Genomic DNA, 18,939 nt, shown 5'->3' on the forward strand with positions numbered 1-18,939 from the left:
AATTAAAATGGCATTTTCATACCTGGTGGCAATTGCATGCCGCCAGTCACTTGCGCCATTTTCTCTTTTTGCGTTTCTTCGACACGACGGGCCGCATCGTTGCACGCTGCTGCAATCAAATCTTCCAGCATCTCTTTATCATCTTCGAGCAAGCTTGGATCAATTTCGACTTTGCGTACGTTATGGCTGCCGGTCATGGTGACTTTTACCAGACCTGCACCTGATTCACCCGTGACTTCCATACGAGCGATCTCTTCCTGCATTTTTGCCATACGATCTTGCATTTGCTGGGCCTGCTTCATCAGGTTGCCCATACCGCCTTTTCCAAACATATTCAGTTCTCTTTCATTAACTAAAGGTGATAGCGAAAACTCGCCCATCTTACCCAAATATTCACTATTGGCAATTTAAATGCCGCAAGCTCGTCGCGAATTCGACCGTGATATCACTTAACTGGCAATTAACGCCGTTTTTTCAGCCAGCATTTCACCCGGGTAGCTAAGCGAATCTTCATCAAGCTCGGCGCCCATCTGCGTCATCAGCCATTGAATGTTGTCATCCTGAATCAATGCAGCCTTAGCTTGCGCCAGTAATTCTCGATTGAAACGATGTCGAATCTCTAACGGCGTCTCACGTTGCTCATCAACACCAACCTCGATAACCGCCTGACAGCTAACGCCCAGCGCTTCGCTCATTGCACTTTCCATCTGTGCCACGGCAGTTTTTGCGGCTAAGTGCTTTTGGTCAGGCTTGAGCAATAACCTGATTTGCTCTCCGAGCGTATAACATACCGAGTTTGCCGCGAGTTGCCGCACTCGCCCGCCAATATTGGCGCTGGCCACCAGCTTGTACCAATTGAGGTCATCAGGATGCCCAGTCGGTGCAGCAAGCTGTGATAACGGCGCTGTTGCTTGTGGCGCTATTGCTGCAGTCGCTGCGACCTCTAGTTCCGGTGTACGCTGCAACTCTGTTTGTGCTATGTCCGTTGATGATGTGGCATCCTTTACCGCGGGGGCAACTTCACTCGCGATGTCTTCGACTGAAGAGGCGTTATCTCGTTGCTCATCGGCTTGATTAACCGCCGACGACGTATCTGAACTCCCCAGATTCTCTACCGCATTTGCTTCGTTCGTTACTGTCGGTGGAGTCTCTGTTAGTGCCGGCTCAGGAAGGACTCCACGGGTTTCCTGAGCCACTTTTTTTGAAGCAAGTCCCGGCGAGCGGGCAGCACTCTCCTCTTCGTCCGCCGACATCGCTTCAATATCTTTTATCAGACTGTCACGACTGGCCAATACTTGATCGAGGAGATCATCACCGAACAATCCATCAGCACCTTGAGTTGCTGGTTCACTATCGCTCGGGATTAACGCAGGTGCTGCTGGTGCAGGCGTTGCTGCGGAAAACATATCTCCCGTAAGCTCATCATGAAATGGAGCTTGCTCAGTATCATCTTCATCAGTGACGTAGCGCTTTTCATCGACAAGCTGCTCGGCAGGCGCCGTTCCATAGTCATCTTCGACATTGTAGTCAGAAGCTTGTGGCATCTGTTCGTAACCTTGGTAGCCCATGCTGTCGGCCTGCGACATAATCAAAGCTTGTTCAGCGGCTAATGCCTCGTCATCCTCTTCTTCACTTGCTTGAGCAATATCGTCCGAGGATTGGGCTGAAATATTTGCTGGATCAAGCGTTGCATCCGGAGTGCTAAGCGTTGGCGCCGCTGAATTTTCATGACTGCTGGGTAACTGTACTTTTGCGGCAGTCGCATCACTTTCTGCCAACCAGCGTGAAGGTGTCGCTTTCGGTTCAAAAGCCACCGCTCGCAACAAGGCCATCTCAAGTCCTGATTTCGGATCCGGCGCATAAGGTAGATCTTTGCGTCCCGTCAGCAAAAGCTGGTAATAGAGTTGCACCTGCTCGGGCGCCAGCGCCTTAGCAAACGTTTGGATCTGCTCAGCATACATAGATAACTGTGCCGCTGCCGGAGCAAATTGCGTTAGGGTTATTTGATGCAACAGCTCCAGCAAACTACGCAAGACCTCATTCGCATCAGCCCCAAACGCCAACACTTTGTCAGCCTGCGTGAGTAACTCGGCGATATCGGCATTGACCAAGGCTTGGAGCAGTGAAATGACCTGACGTTCATCCACAGAACCCAGCATCGTTTGCACTTGAGTCAGCATCACCTGACCTGCACCAAACGCGATGGCTTGATCGGTAAGGCTCAGCGCATCACGCATACTGCCATTTGCCGCTTTAGCCAACAGGTTAACGGCGGCGTCCTCTGTCGGAATGTGTTCCTGACTCAGGATATGCGTCAACTGAGCGCCAATCTCCTGCTGATTTAAACTCTTCAGATTGAATTGCAAACAGCGTGATAATACGGTTACTGGCAACTTTTGCGGGTCAGTAGTCGCCAACAGAAACTTAACGTGTTCGGGGGGCTCTTCCAGTGTCTTGAGCAAGGCATTGAAGCTGCTACGCGACAACATATGAACTTCGTCAATCAGATAGACTTTGAAACGACCGCGTGTGGGTCGATATTGCACGTTGTCCAACAGCTCACGCGTATCGTCTACTTTGGTACGCGACGCAGCATCTACTTCGATAAGATCGACGAATCGCCCTTGGGCAATCTCAACACAACTAGCGCATTTACCACATGGTGTAGCGGTAATGCCTTGCTCGCAGTTGAGACCTTTGGCAAATAACCGCGCGAGACTCGTTTTACCGACGCCGCGAGTGCCAGTGAAGAGATAAGCGTGATGCAAGCGCTGCTGACCGAGCGCATTGGTTAATGCATGCAGGACGTGGGACTGGCCCACAACCTGATCAAAGCTGGCAGGTCGCCATTTTCTGGCTAACACCTGATATGACATGAAACTCCCCAAATAACATTGGCTTGATATTGCGGGAGCAAGCTCCGCGGATCGTCAAACAATACCATGCAGATTCAAGACATGCTATTGCTACGATCCGAGGCTTGAGAGTTTGCGGAATTAATCCCCGTCAAACTCACATAATTGACAGATTTCCAATCCCATCGCTTCAAGGCGTTGTTGACCGCCCAGATCTGGCAAAGAGATCACAAAGGCGGCATGCTTAACTTCGCCACCTAACTGACGAACCAGTTTCACCGTCGCTTCGATAGTGCCACCAGTGGCCAACAGATCATCAACTACCAGCACTTTATCGCCCGGCACAATAGCATCTTTGTGCATTTCGAGGGTGTCATGGCCGTATTCCAGTTCATAGCTTTCTGAAATCGTTGGGCGAGGCAATTTACCTGGTTTACGCACTGGGACAAAACCAACACCTAATTCAAGTGCCAACGGCGCACCAAACAGAAAACCGCGCGCTTCGGTACCCACCACCTTGGTAAAACCTAGGCCTTGATACTTATCCAAAAACGCCTTAATGGTGACCTGATAGGCAACTGGGTCTTCCAGCAAACTGGTCACATCACGGAACATGATGCCGGCTTTCGGATAATCAGGAATGGTTTTGATACTCTGCTTGATTAGCGCCAACTGCTCGGTATTTATAGCCATAATCTCAATACTTAATTTGACGGGTTTACCCTGTTTCTAACAACAAAAAGGCCCACCCTAGGTGGACCTCGTCTAAAATCCGGCTAAAGCTTAAGCCGCTTTGAATATGGTTGCAACCGCATTTGAGTGTTTGTGCGGCAACGGTTGTTTATTTGGCCGACAAAGGTGACACAGTTGCGACTTCATTCTGCCGCCATATGAAGACCATTAAACAAATAAACAGTGTGACTAACAGCAGCTTGACCCAGACTAATGGTACTACAGCAATGCTAACGGCAAAACTGAGTGCCGAAATCACCGATGCCCTGATCTTCAATGGCCGACGAATAACTCGGTTTTGGTTCCAATCTGCCAGCGGCGCAGCAAACCAAGGATGTTGATGTAACCAACGATGCAATTTGGGGCTAGAACGCGCAAAACAAAATCCGGCTAACAACAGAAATGGCACCGTTGGCAACAATGGCAGAAACATGCCCAACACGCCTAATCCGACAGCCAGCAATCCTGAGACTAAAAAGAAGCTACGTTTCAACATCAGCAAACACCAAATGAAAACAATTCTCAATTGTGAAGTTTAGCTAAGTTTTGCAAAATTCCCAAGAGCTAGCGGATAGATTGTCGCCATCGAATTAACCACTGACGTCGTTGGGCAAAGCCCACTTTTAAGGTAGAATGCGCAGCCCCAAAATATGAGGTTGTCACCACGTGAGAGTAATCCTTGCCCCGATGGAAGGGGTTGTTGACCATTTAATGCGTGAATTGCTGTCCAGCATCAATCAATACGATTTGCTGGTGACAGAATTTGTGCGCGTGGTTGATCAACTATTGCCCGAAAAAGTGTTTTACCGTTTATGCCCTGAGCTACTGCAAGCAGGTAAAACAAAAGCGGGAACACCTGTGCGGGTGCAGTTATTGGGACAAGATCCTAGTTGCATGGCAGACAACGCCGTCACCGCCATTAATCTCGGTTCTCATGGGGTAGATGCCAATTTCGGCTGTCCAGCGAAAATGGTCAACCGCAGTAACGGCGGTGCTGTATTACTGCGCTGTCCAGAGCAAGTACATGACATTGTCAAAGCCATGCGCCAAGCGGTCCCAGCGGAACATCCGGTTACCGCCAAAATTCGCTTAGGCTTTGATGATCGTTCGCTCTATATGGAAAATGCGCTTGCGGTTTATGAAGCTGGCGCAACGGAACTGGCAGTGCATGCCCGCAGCAAAGTCGATGGCTATAAACCGCCTGCCTACTGGGAATATATCGCCGATATTCGGCAAAAATTACCCATACCGGTTATCGCCAACGGCGAGATATGGACCCAAGCAGATGCGGCTCGCTGTATTGACGTTACCGGCTGCAACGATGTCATGGTGGGACGCGGCGCGATTGCACTGCCTAATCTCGCCAGTGCGATCAAAGGTATTGAAGCGCCCTACTCTTGGCAGCAAACACTGCAGTTGTTGCTGCAATACACCCAGTTTGAACACGAGAAAAATCTCTATTTCCCGGCACGCATCAAGCAATGGTTTAGTTACCTGAATCGCCAATATGAAGAAGCCGATCAGCTGTTTCGGCAACTGCGCCTGCTGAAAACCCGTGAAGAGATCATCGTACTGTTAGAAAACACTGCGAGCTTGCTGCAAAAGTAGCTGAACTTGATCAATGTCATAGTGAGCCGCAATTAGCTCACTAGACTAGGAACTTCAGCGACCACTAAAGGGCGGCGTGATCATGCAGCAGATAAGACAACGATTGTCGGCAATAGAAAAGGACATCAGAAGCGAGTTGGTGGCGTTGGATCCACAATGGCGAGATATGGCGCTCGGAGACATCATTGAGTTGATGGCTAAACGCGAACTGTGTGGCAACGCTATCTATGCAAGATTGGTTCGCCTGGATGCGGCAATTTGCCAATTAGAGCTTGGTTTATATGGCCTATGCGCTGACTGCGAAGCTGAAATTGAAGCTGATCGTATTGCAAGCGATCCGACCGAACAGCGCTGCCAACTGTGTGATGAACAGTTTCGGCATCAGCATCGCCAAGAGCTACGTTTAACCCACTAGCACCTGTGCTAAGCAGCGATATATTTGCTCCGCCACATCGATAAAAAAGGTAGTCATAACGACTACCTTTTTGGTTAACAAGGATTAGCAAAACAATAGCTGCACCTTGCCAAGATCATCAGAATTTATAGCTAACATTGCCGTAGATTTGACGTCCAACTACATCATAAACTTGCGGGGATGTCCCACCATCACTGCCGTTAGATACATATGATGGGTCTTCATCAGTGAAGTTTTTCACGCCAGCAGACACACTCAAGTTATCAGTAAAGTGATAGGTGCCCACAATGTTATGGTACAGCACTGAATCGGCTCTTGAACCATCGTCGGCGCTATAATCGCGCATGCTGCTAATATAACGGTTGTAATACATGATACTCCAGTCGTCTTGGCTCGCCGTGATACTGAAGTTATTACGCCATTTAGCATAGCCGCCCATGTTGCCATCGACATAATCGACGTAGTCAATGCCATCTTCGATGTGCTCAATCAGATAGGTCGCATCATTGTTGATACTCCAATCCAAGCCTAAACCGGTGAACGCATATTTAACGTTGATATCGACGCCGCTGGTTTTCAGCGTACCGATGTTAGTCAAGGCTGCCGTCAAACCACTTAAATCACCCGCAACGCCTTCAGCTTCGGTAATACCGACAGCGCTACATGCTTCAGCATCGCCGTTATAACAGGCGTTCAAGTTGGCTTGTACATCAACACGGCTGATAGCATTGGTGATATTAAACTTCCAATAATCGACAGTCGTTGAAAACCCTTCCAAATAGCTTGGAGAGTATACAAAGCCCGCAGTGAAAGATTCTGACTCTTCAGGTTTCAGATCATCATCGGAAGTGTAGTTGACCAGTAATTGAGAATCTTGAGCATTGCCCCATGGGTCATCTAGATAATCGTACGAGCCTGAATTACCACCGTACAACTCACTGATACTAGGTGCACGGAAACCTGTAGCCGTCACGCCGCGTAACATTAAATCATCGGTGATACGATAAGTTAGGCCCACTTTCCAAGTAGACGCCTTACCAAAGGTGTCATATTCGTCGTAACGGAAAGCAAAATCACCAGTCAGTTTTTCAGTGAACGGTACGCTGACTTCCTGATAGAAAGAGATAACGTCGTAATGGCCTTTAGTCGGATCTTGTTGTGCGGCGGTGCTTTCACCGGCAACAATAATCGGATCTGGCGTATAGAAGCCTTCTTCATAACGGTATTCAGCGCCAATAGCGTAACTTACTGCGCCACCGCTTACTTGGAATAAATCACCACTAAGGTTGGCTTGAACATCGTGCTGCTCGTTACCGCCGCTGTTAGATTCAGTGTAACTAATGTCATCGATAGCATCAGTAGGAACGTTATCACTGTAAAACCAAGCGTCTTGGTCGGCATAGATAGCATCCGCCATCCATGTCGCATTGATTGAGTTTTCTGTGCCGGTCGTTGCTTTGTTTTTACCGTAGGTGTATGACACATCCCAACGCATACCATTGGCAACATTCAAGTCACCTTGTAACCCCAACGATGCGCGATAAGTATCAGTATCTTGAGTATAAATGCGGTCACCCACATCATTAGTACGCTGACGGTATTCAACTTGGCCATTCGCATCTGCGGTAATGCCTGCGGCCGTCATCGCGCTATCCAGCGTCACACAATTGCTCGTCAATGTATCGGTGCAGACATCTAAGAAAATATCTGCTGGCTGAGCGGCCATCTGTTGATGAGACTTACGCTTGGTATAGAGGAAATCCCCCGTTAACACCATGTCGTCGTTCAATTCTTGTGTCATATTGGCGAACAAGCTGTAACGTTTTGATGGCGTTTGGTAGTAACTGTCTTGTGTGTAGTCATAACCATAGTCACGTGCATACCAGCTACCGTCTGCGGCAGAACGCATACCATTTAACGCACCCTCAGGAATGAATGAACTCGCACCAGACTCGGTCCAATCGCGATCGCCTTGAATTACACCATTACGTTTTGAGAACGCAGCCCCAACAGTGTAGTTACCACCATTTTTGGTATTAAAACCATATAAGCCACTCAACTCATAAGTTTGGCCATCACCTTTGTCTGTAGTAGAAGATTTCGCATCTAATTGAAAGCCTTCAAAATCTTTTTTAGTGATGATGTTTACCACGCCTGCGATTGCATCCGAGCCGTAAACAGCTGAGGCACCATCTTTGAGAATTTCGACGCGTTGGATCATTGAAACTGGAATTGAGTTCAAATCCACTGCACTATCCGCACCAGAACCCGAGTTCACCATGCGGCGACCGTTTAGCAGTACTAACGTGCGTTGCGATCCCATACCCCGTAAATCAACTTGTGCTACACCATCAGAACCATTATTGGTCGTTGAACCGATAGGCGCTCCCGCCATAGAAGTTTGGTCTTGCAGCAGTTGGTCAACAGAAGTGTACCCTTGCGCGACAATAGTATCTGCGCTGATTGTGGTGACCGGTGAAGCGGTTTCCAGATCAGCTCGCTGAATACGCGAACCGGTAACTTCGATACGTTCCACTTTATCGGTGTTTGCTTGCTCGCTAGCAGCTTGCTCTGCCGCCAAGCTATATTGACTAAAAACAAATCCTGATACTGCGGTCATTAACAAGCCACGGCTGACTGCCTTAGCCGTTAAACTAATAGAGTTCATGCTTAACTCCCTTGACGATTTTCCTAAATGCGAAATGCTCGCTTATATTTTTTGATATTCACGAAGAATTAATCTTCGAGAGCATATTTCACAAATTCAGCATCAAGTTCAATAAAGCAGGTGCCGAATTAATCCAATTAAAACAAATTGATACAAACGCCAAAGGCCCCCGAAACAGCAGATAACAATAAACTTATTAAATTACAATGTGTTATTATTAAAACTAACGATAAGATACATCTTGATTCATATTTATAAATAAGGTTAAAACTTTTTAAATTTAACTATATATACATGATTAAGCTATTTAGATAGGTTTTTAAAGCAAGCCGAATATCTTATTTTTAGTGCAAAAAAAGTACTAATTAAGATTAATTAAAATGGATATGTTTCGACGTGTAAAAATAAAACAATTAAGACAAACATGTATCAATAGGTTACGAATACTACAGTATTAATGGCAATGTAAGAACGAGGCATGAAATTGAAGTTTAAGCAGGGAAAGGAAGCCACATGAGAAAGGAAGAAAGACGCTTATCGAAACAACAAATTTTTAAACCGCTTTACACACGATCGGAACCCATGTGTCTTGATTGCAACCAACAAAAAAGGCGCGTATCAACGCGCCCCTTTTTACCTAGCGTACTAATTAACGAGTACGTGGGCAGATTTCGTCAGCTGCGAAGAAATAAGCAATTTCACGTTCTGCAGAAGCCAGAGCATCTGAACCGTGAACAGCATTTTCATCGATGCTTACTGCGTAATCAGCACGCAGAGTACCGCGAGCAGCTTCAGCTGGGTTGGTAGCACCCATGATTTCACGGTTAGCCAGAACAGCGTTTTCGCCTTCCAGAACCTGTACCATGATAGGACCAGAAGTCATGAAGCTAACCAAAGCACCAAAGAAAGGACGTTCGCTGTGCTCAGCGTAGAAGCCTTCAGCTTGTTCTTTAGTCAGGTGAACCATTTTAGACGCAATGATTTTCAGGCCAGCGCTTTCGAAACGGCTGTAGATTGCACCGATGTGGTTTTTTGCAACTGCATCAGGCTTGATGATAGAAAAAGTACGTTCAATCGCCATTGTTAAGGTTCCTAAATCAGCGAATTTAAATTTCGCGCGGATTATACGAAATAACGATTAAAAATCCTAATTTAATCTCACAAAAGCAACGATTTTACGGAGATGGCGCAATCTTGCTTGTTCTTTGACTGCGAACAGCACCACATTTTAAATCTCAGACGATTATCGCTCTTCAATCCAGCATTGTTGTACCGCTTCTAAAATGCGCTCACCACAATGCTTAGGATCATCATCAAATGCCTCTAACGCCATAATCCAGTTATATAAATCGGTAAAGCTCACGCTTTCAGGATCGACCTCTGGATGGGCTTCCAGCAGTTCCAGAGCGATATCAAGTGAATCAGTCCATTTTAATGACATAACGCCTCCTCAAATCAACTAAGGGCGGTTACCTTAAGCTTAGCACTAGTGACAAAAAGGCCAGCTTGCGCTGGCCTTTCGTTTTTAACCTTCACTTACCATGTTAATGGTGTACTTAGGTATTTCGACCACGAGGTCTTCATCTTCCACCTTCGCTTGGCAAGACAGACGGCTTTCTGGTTCTAGGCCCCACGCCTTATCCAGCATGTCGTCTTCCAAATCATCACTTGGCTCGAGGTTATTAAATCCTTCACGCACAATAACGTGACAGGTTGTACAGGCGCATGACTTTTCACAAGCATGCTCAATTTCGATACCGTTGCGTAACGCAACATTCAAAATAGATTCGCCTTTATCAGCCTCAACGACTGCTCCATCTGGGCACAGATCTGCATGAGGTAAAAATACGATTTGCGGCATTATTGCACCTATATTTTATCCACCGACTGACCTTTCAGTGCGGCTCTAATTGAATTATCCATACGCTTAGCAGCGAAAGCTTGGGTAGCAGCATCTACTTGCTCGATGGCCTGCTTAATTGCATCAGCATTATCAGCTTCAGCACTCTGTGCTAACAATTGCATGGCACCATCAACTTCAGCACGTTCGGCGTCTGTGAGTAGCTCACCATCGGCAGCTAACGCTGCGTTCAACGACTCGAGCACTCGTGCAGCTTCCACTTTTTGTTCGGTCAACATCCGTAGCTCAATGTCCTGTTTAGCGTAGGTCATTGAGTCTTTAATCATGCCTGCGATTTCAGTATCAGAAAGACCAAATGATGGTTTCACCTGAATGCTGGATTGTACACCCGTAGACTTTTCCATCGCTGTTACGCTCAATAAGCCATCAGCATCCACCTGGAATGTCACGCGAATGTGCGCAGCGCCCGCCGCGAGCGATGGGATTCCACGTAAGGTAAAACGCGCCAAGGATCTGCAATCAGACACCAGTTCACGCTCACCTTGTACCACATGAAATGCCATTGCAGTTTGACCATCTTTAAAGGTAGTAAACTCTTGCGCCCTTGCGACAGGGATAGTGGTATTACGTGGGATAACTTTCTCAACCAAGCCACCCATGGTTTCAATACCGAGCGACAGTGGAATAACATCCAACAATAATAATTCTGAGTCAGGCTTATTACCCACCAAAATATCGGCTTGAATAGCAGCGCCAATTGCGACAACACGATCCGGGTCGATACTCGTAAGTGGTGTGCGACCGAAGAATTCGCCAACTAACTCGCGTACTAATGGCACGCGGGTCGAACCACCAACCATCACTACTTCCAATACTTCTTCCGCTTCCACTCCCGCATCACGCAGTGCTTTACGGCAGCTTTGAATAGTTTTCTTCACCAACTTATTGATCAGCTCATTAAACTGTTCCACGCTGGTATCGCAAGAAACGTCACTATCATCGACTGTCAGCACTGTGGTCGCAGTAGCGCTATTTGATAGCACTTCTTTCACGCGGCGCGCTTCCATCAGCAGTTTACGCTCTAGCTGAGGCGCAAGCTCACCCAAGCCGAGGCGAGCACGCAGATCTTCTGCAAGCAGATGGTCGAAATCATCACCGCCAAGTTGCGAGTCACCACCCGTTGCCAATACCTCAAACACACCACGATTTAATCGCAAAATAGAGATATCAAACGTACCGCCACCCAAGTCGTAAACGGCAATAACACCTTCCTGACCTGAATCTAAACCGTAAGCGATGGCTGCAGCTGTTGGCTCATTTAATAAACGCAGTACCTTAACGCCCAGCAGGTTTGCCGAATCTTTGGTGCCTTGACGTTGTGCATCATCAAAATAGGCTGGCACGGTAATCACCACACCTTCAAGCGAACCACCCAGTGTGTCTTCAGCACGAGCCACCAGCGGACGCAAAATCTCTGCAGAAACCTGCACTGGATTGAGTTTTCCGGCCTCAGTGACAAATACCGGCAAACCGTTTTCACTCGATTCAAACCGATATGGATAGCGCTGAGCGCCCTGTTGCACATCCGCCAGCGAGCGCCCCATAAAGCGTTTTACTGACACTATGGTATTTTGTGGATCGACCGCAGAATGGGCCAGTGCTTCACTGCCCACGGTAATGCCGTCTTTAGCGAAATGCACCACTGAAGGTAATGAATGACTTCCGTCAACGTCAGCTAAGGTCTCAGCCTTGCCACTACGCACTGAAGCCACTAGCGAATTAGTGGTACCTAAATCAATACCAGCGGCGAGTCGATGCTGGTGAGGAGCAGCCATTTGGCCGGGTTCAGCAATTTGCAAAAGTGCCATAAATATCCATTCTTCATTAAAAATTTGGCTCAACCTAAGTGAGCCAAATCGTTAACTAAGGTAAGTGAAGCTTCACTCAGAACACTCAGTCGTACATCGCGTCCTGAATTCTAACCAGTTCATCCTGCAATTTTGCCATAAACTTTAGCTTTCTGACGTGATCCGCTGCGCTTTGCGTTGCTGCCACATCATCTTTTGCTAATAAGTCCTGCAGCGCATGGGTGATATCCGCACGATATTGCTTGAAAGAACGCTCAAGCTTATCGGCTTCATCTTCATCACCACTACGACTAATATCCTCTAATGCTTCACGCCATTCCATTTGCTGCATCAGGAAGCTGGTGTCTTTCACCGTTTGGGTTTCATTTTGTAATTCCACCCCTTTCATTTCCAGCAAATGCTCGGCGCGACGAATCGGGTCTTTCAGGGTTTGAAAGCCATCGTTAATTTGCGCGGTACGGGAAACGGCCAGTAGCTTTTGTTGTTCACTGGCGTTGGCGAATCTATCGGGATGAGCCGTTTTTTGCAGCTCACGATAGCGGGTGGACAGCTCAGCGACATCAACATCAAATGTCGCTGGCAAATTAAACAACTCGAAGTAGTTCATACAGCGCTCTATTGCGAAGCGAGTAGGCTAGACTGTGAAACTTTCACCGCAGCCACACTCGCCCTTGGCATTAGGATTATTGAACTGAAAACCTTCGTTGAGGCCTTCTTTGACAAAATCAAGTTCAATGCCCTCAAGGTAAATCAAGCTTTTGGCGTCAATGATGATGTTGACGCCATTCACTTCAAATAACTCATCGTCTTCGTTGAGTTCATCGACAAACTCGAGGACATAAGCCATACCACTACAACCGGAAGTTTTTAACCCTAAACGCAAACCGATACCTTTTCCGCGATTATCCAGAAAAGATTTGACGCGGTCTGCAGCAGCAGGTGTCATCGAAATCGACATATTAACTCCCGATCTTGGTTAGGCTTTCTTGGTCTTATATTCTTCCAGAGCGGCTTTAATTGCGTCTTCTGCCAAAATTGAGCAGTGAATTTTCACTGGTGGCAACGCCAACTCTTCTGCGATGTCGGTGTTCTTAATTGAAGCGGCTTCTTCAACACTTTTCCCTTTCACCCACTCTGTTACCAGCGAGCTAGAGGCGATTGCGCTACCGCAACCATAAGTTTTAAAACGAGCGTCTTCAATGATGCCTGATTCGTTGATTTTCAGCTGCAGTTTCATTACGTCACCACAAGCAGGGGCACCGACCATACCAGTCACCACGGACGGATCATCTTTGTCGAACGAGCCCACGTTACGAGGATTCTCGTAGTGGTCAATCACTTTTTCACTGTATGCCATGATATTGCTCCAAATTTAATACGTCTGCGGGAAGTTAGTGGGCAGCCCACTGCACCTGGTTCAGGTCAATACCATCCTTGAACATCTCCCACAATGGAGACATCTCCCTAAGCTTACCGATTGAATCTTTAATAGTTGCAATCGCGTAATCAATCTCTTCTTCCGTGGTGAATCGACCAACAGTAAAACGAATTGAGCTGTGTGCCATCTCGTCATTCAAACCAAGTGCACGTAGCACATAGCTAGGTTCGAGACTGGCTGAAGTACAGGCAGAACCAGAAGATACTGCGAGATCTTTCAGTGCCATCATCAATGATTCACCTTCAACATAAGCGAAACTTACGTTCAAGCTACCGCATACGCGGTGTTCCATATCACCATTGATGTAGGTTTCTTCGATATCCTTGATACCATTCCACAGCTTGTCGCGCAGATAACGAATACGTTCGTTGTCTTTGTCCATTTCAGCTTTCGCAATGGCAGCCGCTTCGCCCATGCCCACGATTTGGTGAGTCGGCAAAGTACCACTGCGCATACCACGTTCATGACCACCGCCATGCATTTGCGCTTCCAAACGGATACGAGGTTTACGGCGAACATACAGCGCACCGATGCCTTTAGGACCATACATTTTGTGGCCAGAGATAGAAATTAGGTCAACTTTGGTAGCTTGCACGTCAATGGCAACTTTGCCTGCGCCTTGCGCGGCATCAACGTGAAAGACAATACCTTTGCTACGGCATAATTCGCCGATTGCATTGATGTCTTGAATCACACCAATTTCATTGTTCACGTGCATGATACTGACCAAAATGGTGTCATCACGCAGCGCGTTTTCAATACGTTCCAGCGGGATCAAACCGTTGCTTTCAGGCTCAAGATAGGTCACTTCAAAGCCATCACGCTCAAGCTGACGACAAGTGTCCAATACCGCCTTATGTTCGGTTTTGCTGGTGATGATGTGCTTACCTTTCTTCTGATAAAAGTTAGCCACACCTTTAATCGCTAGGTTGTCGGATTCAGTCGCGCCAGAGGTGAACACAATTTCACGCGGGTCGGCGTTGATCAGATCAGCGATTTGATTACGGGCGATATCTACGGCTTCTTCAGCTTGCCAACCGTAACGGTGAGAACGGGACGCTGGATTCCCAAATACACCATCCATCGTCATGTACTGTGCCATTTTCTGCGCAACCCGAGGGTCGACAGGCGTTGTTGCGGCATAATCCAAATAAATAGGAAGTTTCATTACACACTCCGTACTTAGCAGTCTCCGCCGAGGCTACATACCACGTACTTTTATATTAATTCTCAACAAAGGCTCAGGCGCTGATCCTTTGTTGTTCCTGATGTATCTTATCTTGTTTAACAGATATGTACTGTACATCGCGCTTCTGCATTAATGCGGCAAGACTAATACCGTTCAAAAATTCAGAAATTTGTTTACTCAAATCGCCCCACAGTGAATGAGTTAAACAACGAGTGCCACTCTGACAGTTCGATTGGCCTTGGCAACGGGTTGCATCTACTGACTCATCGACCGCATTGACAACCATCGCCACTGAGATTTCTGCAGCGTCTTTCCCCAAACGGTAACCACCGCCCGGCCCTCTTACACTCGCTACCAAGCCCTTTTTACGGAGTTTGGCGAACAGTTGCTCGAGATAAGACAGAGAGATCCCCTGACGTTCTGAAATGTCTGCCAGTGGTACTGGCCCGGTCGCCGAATGTATCGCAACATCAAGCATTGCGGTTACCGCGTAACGACCTTTGGATGTCAACTTCATAAAAACACCATGGCGATAAATAAGATACCTAAATTTGACCATATCCTACTAAACTAGTCAAGTATAAAACCCTGCAGGTTACTAGGTTATTTTATCGCCAATTTAATACCCAAGTTTAATAGTTGGGTATTAAACTCCTTTGCTGTTCGGGATTCAACGAGAAATAGCCTCATTTAGTTACAAAAATAGCTAGATCTCAGGATCGAAAGCGTCCATCGCCTGCTTGCGTTTTTCGGCTGCAGCCAATTCCGCCTCGCAGAAGTCACCAACATCCAGTTCAGGTAATTTCTCGGTACAGATAGGCGCGCCCATCTCTTTCATTACCTTACATAAATCCTGAACTTTGGAATCCATCAAATGCATATGATCAAGCATCTGACCAATGGCATTGGCAACAGGATCTGGGTTATCAGGTGAAACAGCATACGCATCGAAGCCATATTTTTTGGCCATCGCGGAGCGGCGCTCAGACTTCTCTTTAGATTGAGGCGTTCCCATGGTGACAACACGTCCAGGGATCCCGACGACTGTCGTGTTAGCAGGCACATCTTTTACCACAACAGAGTTAGAACCGACTCGCGCACCATCATGCATGGTGATAGGCCCTAATACTTTGGCGCCCGCACCAATCACGACATTATTTTGTAGTGTGGGGTGACGTTTTCCCGCTTGCCAGGTGGTACCACCGAGGGTCACACCGTGATAAAGCGTACAATCGTCGCCAATTTCTGCGGTCTCACCGATAACGATGCCCATGCCATGGTCAATAAAAAAGCGACGGCCAATAGTGGCACCTGGGTGTATTTCAACGCCGGTAAGCCAACGAGAAAATGTGGACAGACAGCGCGCGAGAAAGAACCATTTTGCTCTCCACATCTTATTGCTGATGCGGTGCAGCCAAATGGCATGCATGCCTGGATAGTTAAGCAAAATCTCCAACGCGCTACGTGCCGCGGGGTCACGGTGATAGATTGACTGAATATCCTCTCGGAGTCTTGATATCACACCCATATATTCCTCGAACTACTCTGATTTTTGCTTTTCTGTCGCTTTATCAATAGAGGTCAAAATACCCCGTAAAATGTTCATTTCGGGGGCTTCTACTCTGGCTTTGCTGAACAGACGACGTAATTTCTGCATAATATGGCCCGGGTGATTTTTAATAATAAACCCGGTGCTAGTTAGCGTTCGTTGCAGATGTTCGTAGAAACGTTCTTGATCGTCAACTGAAGGATATTCAACAACCTCTGTGGTTTCTTCCTGGTTTTGCGTATCAAGAAATGCCATGCGGGTTTCATAACACACAATCTGCACCGCCTGAGCCAAATTGAGCGAGCTATATTCACTATTGGCAGGGATAGCCAAATGATAGTGACACATTTGCAGTTCTTCGTTGCTTAACCCATTACGCTCACGACCAAACACAATGGCAACTTTACTGTTTGCGCTTTCAGCAACAAGTTTTTGTGCAGCTTCTCTTGGTTCGAGCACGGGCCACTCTAATGTGCGACTTCTGGCACTGGTGGCAATCACTAATGAACAGTCCTTAATGGCTTCAGCCATACTATCCACTGTAATCGCATCTTTAAGGATGTCAGAAGCCCCTGCGGCCAGCGCAATAGATTGACCGTCTGGCGTCACTTTTGGCTCTGCCAAATAGAGAGAAGATAAACCCATGGTTTTCATTGCTCGAGCTACCGAGCCGATGTTGCCTGAGTGAGTTGTCCCCACTAAAACAACCCGAATATTGCTAAGCATTTGACGACTTTAGTTCCGTAAAAATTAGGAGCCGGATCGTATCACAGACCGCCAATATTGCTCACACAAAAATCGGTATTTGATATAACTCTTGGCTCATGTATAATACGCGCGTTTTTTCGACCGTTCTTTCACATTCAGGGGATTGCAATGCATCCGATGCTTACCATTGGTGTGCGCGCCGCTCGTGCCGCAGGCCAGATTATCATGCGTGGTTTTAACGAATTAGACCGCGTTCAAGTTGATACCAAAGGTGTTAACGATTTTGTGTCAAATATTGATAAAGAAGCAGAAGCTGCCATTGTTCAGCAAATCCGCAAATCTTACCCCGATCATAGCATCGTAGGTGAAGAAAACGGTGAAAACCGTGGTTCTAGCTCAGATTATTTGTGGATTGTCGATCCGCTGGATGGCACCAATAACTTTGTTAATGGTGTTCCTCACTTTGCTGTTTCTATTGCCTTACAAGTTAAAGGTAAAACTGAAGTCGCTATCGTTTATGACCCTGTACGTGAAGAGTTGTTCTCTGCTGTTCGCGGTCAAGGCGCTAAGCTGAATGACTTCCGTATTCGTGCCAATAACCCAAATGACTTAAGCAAGAGCTTAGTGGCTACCGGTTTTCCATTTAAAGCACGTCAGCATACCGAAACCTATATGAAGCTGTTTGCTGAAGCGTTCGCTAGCTGCACCGATATCCGTCGTGCAGGCTCTGCCGCCTTAGATCTGTCTTATGTTGCTGCTGGCCGTATTGATGCCTTCTTTGAAATCGGTCTGAAGCCATGGGACATCGCTGCTGGCGACCTTTTGGTACGTGAAGCTGGCGGTACTGTGGCTGAACTGTCAGGTGGCCACAACTACCTTATTAGCGGTAACATCGTGGCAGGTGGTCCGAAAACTACCGCACTATTGGTGAAGAAATTCCGCCCACAGTTGAGCGAAGCACTGAAGCGTTAATCTCTCTTCAATATAAAAAACCGCCGCTTGGCGGTTTTTTTATACCCAAATTGTCACAACGGACACGAACACCGTCGATTATCTGTGAGTTTAGTCACGCAAATTTCACTGAAGCATTACGCTGAATCATTGATAATGAACATAAAAATAATGTAGGAGTTGCTATGGAAATCTATCGGAAGTACGGCGCTAAATCGCTCAAGGCAGTGGAACATGTCGTGTTGCTACTGATAGCGATTGCCACAGTTGTTGCCATCGGCCAAGAAGGCGTACACATCTTTGAAGTAGGCACTGTAGAGCTCGCAGACTTGCTGCTGTTGTTCATCTATCTAGAAGTGCTTGCCATGGTCGCCAATTATGCCGAATCAGGTAAGTTGCCCGTGCGCATGCCACTCTACATTGCCATTGTCGCGTTAGCCCGTTATTTAATCCTCGATATGAAAGCAATGGAAGACTGGCGCGTGTTCACTGTATCACTTTCAACACTGGTATTAGCCTGTACCGTCATTGTGATTCGCTGGGGCCAATTAAAAATGCCTTACCCACGTAATCAGGAATACGATAACTAAGCAAATATGCCCGGCGAAAACGTCGGGCATATTTTTAGATATCAGCATTTTGCAGCCTCTACTCAAGCGTTCTATGCTGTGTTAACGTGGCGAGTAACTATGCACATCCATAAAGGGACGACATATGAGTGATGATGTAGATTCTTTCAACGAACGCCGTAAGTCCTTACGGGTAGATCTTGAATCAGAAACAATAAGATTAGGTTGGCAGGATGCTAGCGGGCAATTCCAGACAGCTGAAGGCATCTGTATCGACCTGTCGCGGCACGGCATTCTCATTGAGTACAGCAACGCCTTTAAACTAGGTGAATTAGTCGAAGTTACCTTTAATGCCGGCACTGATGCGCAAAATACGATTAAAGGTCAGGTTTGCCGCTGTTCACCCAATGGTGAGGTGTTTCACATTGCCATGCAGCTTTTTTAGCAGCGCAATGCAAATTTTATTCTGTTCTATACTTGGTGAACTTGTGTGATAAGACTAAGTATCTAATGCTCGGGGAGAATTTT

Annotated in this window: 21 protein-coding genes; 5 read left to right on the forward strand and 16 right to left on the reverse strand. The window is 47.0% G+C overall.

The features are described 5' to 3' along the window. Positions 1-2 precede the first annotated feature (2 nt). The 4 genes from HR45_RS11655 to HR45_RS11670 all read right to left on the reverse strand — a co-directional run bounded on the left by HR45_RS11655 (position 3) and on the right by HR45_RS11670 (position 4,086). On the reverse strand, positions 3-332 hold the full coding sequence (locus HR45_RS11655) for a YbaB/EbfC family nucleoid-associated protein (protein WP_037443133.1): 330 nt from the start codon (positions 330-332) through the stop codon (positions 3-5). Positions 333-449: 117 nt separating this feature from the next. Next, complete coding sequence (gene dnaX, locus HR45_RS11660; protein ID WP_037443135.1) at positions 450-2,876, reverse strand: DNA polymerase III subunit gamma/tau; 2,427 nt, start codon at positions 2,874-2,876, stop codon at positions 450-452. A gap of 120 nt (positions 2,877-2,996) precedes the next feature. Next, the gene (gene apt, locus HR45_RS11665; RefSeq protein ID WP_037443137.1) at positions 2,997-3,548 is read right to left on the reverse strand and encodes an adenine phosphoribosyltransferase; all 552 of its coding nucleotides are present in this window, start codon (positions 3,546-3,548) and stop codon (positions 2,997-2,999) included. Positions 3,549-3,696: 148 nt separating this feature from the next. Then, on the reverse strand, positions 3,697-4,086 hold the full coding sequence (locus HR45_RS11670) for a YbaN family protein (RefSeq protein ID WP_037443304.1): 390 nt from the start codon (positions 4,084-4,086) through the stop codon (positions 3,697-3,699). A 167-nt stretch (positions 4,087-4,253) separates the two neighbouring features. Here HR45_RS11670 and dusC point away from each other — a divergent pair, with 167 nt between their 5' ends. After that, on the forward strand, positions 4,254-5,195 hold the full coding sequence (dusC, locus tag HR45_RS11675; protein ID WP_037443139.1) for a tRNA dihydrouridine(16) synthase DusC: 942 nt from the start codon (positions 4,254-4,256) through the stop codon (positions 5,193-5,195). A gap of 82 nt (positions 5,196-5,277) precedes the next feature. Next, on the forward strand, positions 5,278-5,610 hold the full coding sequence (locus HR45_RS11680) for a hypothetical protein (RefSeq protein ID WP_037443141.1): 333 nt from the start codon (positions 5,278-5,280) through the stop codon (positions 5,608-5,610). 118 nt (positions 5,611-5,728) lie between these two features. On the opposite strand, the gene HR45_RS11685 is transcribed toward HR45_RS11680, so the two are convergent. The 12 genes from HR45_RS11685 to trmJ form a co-directional block, all read right to left on the reverse strand. Continuing rightward, positions 5,729-8,278: a TonB-dependent receptor gene (locus HR45_RS11685; RefSeq protein WP_037443143.1), complete on the reverse strand. Its 2,550-nt coding sequence runs from the start codon at positions 8,276-8,278 to the stop codon at positions 5,729-5,731. 649 nt (positions 8,279-8,927) lie between these two features. Further along, complete coding sequence (ndk, locus tag HR45_RS11690; protein WP_037443145.1) at positions 8,928-9,359, reverse strand: nucleoside-diphosphate kinase; 432 nt, start codon at positions 9,357-9,359, stop codon at positions 8,928-8,930. Positions 9,360-9,521: 162 nt separating this feature from the next. After that, positions 9,522-9,719: a Fe-S cluster assembly protein IscX gene (iscX, locus tag HR45_RS11695; RefSeq protein WP_037443147.1), complete on the reverse strand. Its 198-nt coding sequence runs from the start codon at positions 9,717-9,719 to the stop codon at positions 9,522-9,524. 84 nt (positions 9,720-9,803) lie between these two features. After that, a complete protein-coding gene (gene fdx / locus HR45_RS11700; protein WP_037443149.1) occupies positions 9,804-10,139 on the reverse strand; it encodes an ISC system 2Fe-2S type ferredoxin in 336 nt (111 codons plus the stop codon). 8 nt (positions 10,140-10,147) lie between these two features. Then, positions 10,148-12,007 (reverse strand): Fe-S protein assembly chaperone HscA, encoded by a 1,860-nt coding sequence (hscA, locus tag HR45_RS11705; protein WP_037443151.1) that lies wholly within the window; start codon positions 12,005-12,007, stop codon positions 10,148-10,150. 85 nt (positions 12,008-12,092) lie between these two features. Next, complete coding sequence (hscB, locus tag HR45_RS11710) at positions 12,093-12,614, reverse strand: co-chaperone HscB (RefSeq protein WP_037443152.1); 522 nt, start codon at positions 12,612-12,614, stop codon at positions 12,093-12,095. Between the two features lie 27 nt (positions 12,615-12,641). Continuing rightward, positions 12,642-12,965: an iron-sulfur cluster assembly protein IscA gene (iscA, locus tag HR45_RS11715; RefSeq protein ID WP_037443154.1), complete on the reverse strand. Its 324-nt coding sequence runs from the start codon at positions 12,963-12,965 to the stop codon at positions 12,642-12,644. An 18-nt stretch (positions 12,966-12,983) separates the two neighbouring features. Continuing rightward, positions 12,984-13,364 (reverse strand): Fe-S cluster assembly scaffold IscU, encoded by a 381-nt coding sequence (iscU, locus tag HR45_RS11720; RefSeq protein WP_037443156.1) that lies wholly within the window; start codon positions 13,362-13,364, stop codon positions 12,984-12,986. A gap of 34 nt (positions 13,365-13,398) precedes the next feature. Next, positions 13,399-14,613, reverse strand: a complete 1,215-nt coding sequence (locus HR45_RS11725; RefSeq protein WP_037443158.1) for an IscS subfamily cysteine desulfurase — start codon at positions 14,611-14,613, stop codon at positions 13,399-13,401. 73 nt (positions 14,614-14,686) lie between these two features. Continuing rightward, positions 14,687-15,151, reverse strand: coding sequence for a Fe-S cluster assembly transcriptional regulator IscR (gene iscR, locus HR45_RS11730; RefSeq protein WP_037443160.1), 465 nt, complete (start codon positions 15,149-15,151; stop codon positions 14,687-14,689). 189 nt (positions 15,152-15,340) lie between these two features. Beyond that, entirely contained in the window at positions 15,341-16,162 is an 822-nt protein-coding gene (cysE, locus tag HR45_RS11735) for a serine O-acetyltransferase (RefSeq protein WP_037443162.1), read from the reverse strand. 12 nt (positions 16,163-16,174) lie between these two features. Further along, positions 16,175-16,909, reverse strand: coding sequence for a tRNA (cytosine(32)/uridine(32)-2'-O)-methyltransferase TrmJ (gene trmJ / locus HR45_RS11740; RefSeq protein ID WP_037443164.1), 735 nt, complete (start codon positions 16,907-16,909; stop codon positions 16,175-16,177). Positions 16,910-17,059: 150 nt separating this feature from the next. Here trmJ and suhB point away from each other — a divergent pair, with 150 nt between their 5' ends. The 3 genes from suhB to HR45_RS11755 all read left to right on the forward strand — a co-directional run bounded on the left by suhB (position 17,060) and on the right by HR45_RS11755 (position 18,856). Then, positions 17,060-17,863: an inositol-1-monophosphatase gene (suhB, locus tag HR45_RS11745; protein WP_037443165.1), complete on the forward strand. Its 804-nt coding sequence runs from the start codon at positions 17,060-17,062 to the stop codon at positions 17,861-17,863. A 164-nt stretch (positions 17,864-18,027) separates the two neighbouring features. After that, positions 18,028-18,432: a phosphate-starvation-inducible protein PsiE gene (locus tag HR45_RS11750; RefSeq protein ID WP_037443166.1), complete on the forward strand. Its 405-nt coding sequence runs from the start codon at positions 18,028-18,030 to the stop codon at positions 18,430-18,432. 124 nt (positions 18,433-18,556) lie between these two features. Further along, positions 18,557-18,856 (forward strand): PilZ domain-containing protein, encoded by a 300-nt coding sequence (locus tag HR45_RS11755; RefSeq protein ID WP_037443167.1) that lies wholly within the window; start codon positions 18,557-18,559, stop codon positions 18,854-18,856. Positions 18,857-18,939 lie beyond the last annotated feature (83 nt).

The organism is Shewanella mangrovi, from assembly GCF_000753795.1.
GTDB lineage: Bacteria > Pseudomonadota > Gammaproteobacteria > Enterobacterales > Shewanellaceae > Shewanella > Shewanella mangrovi.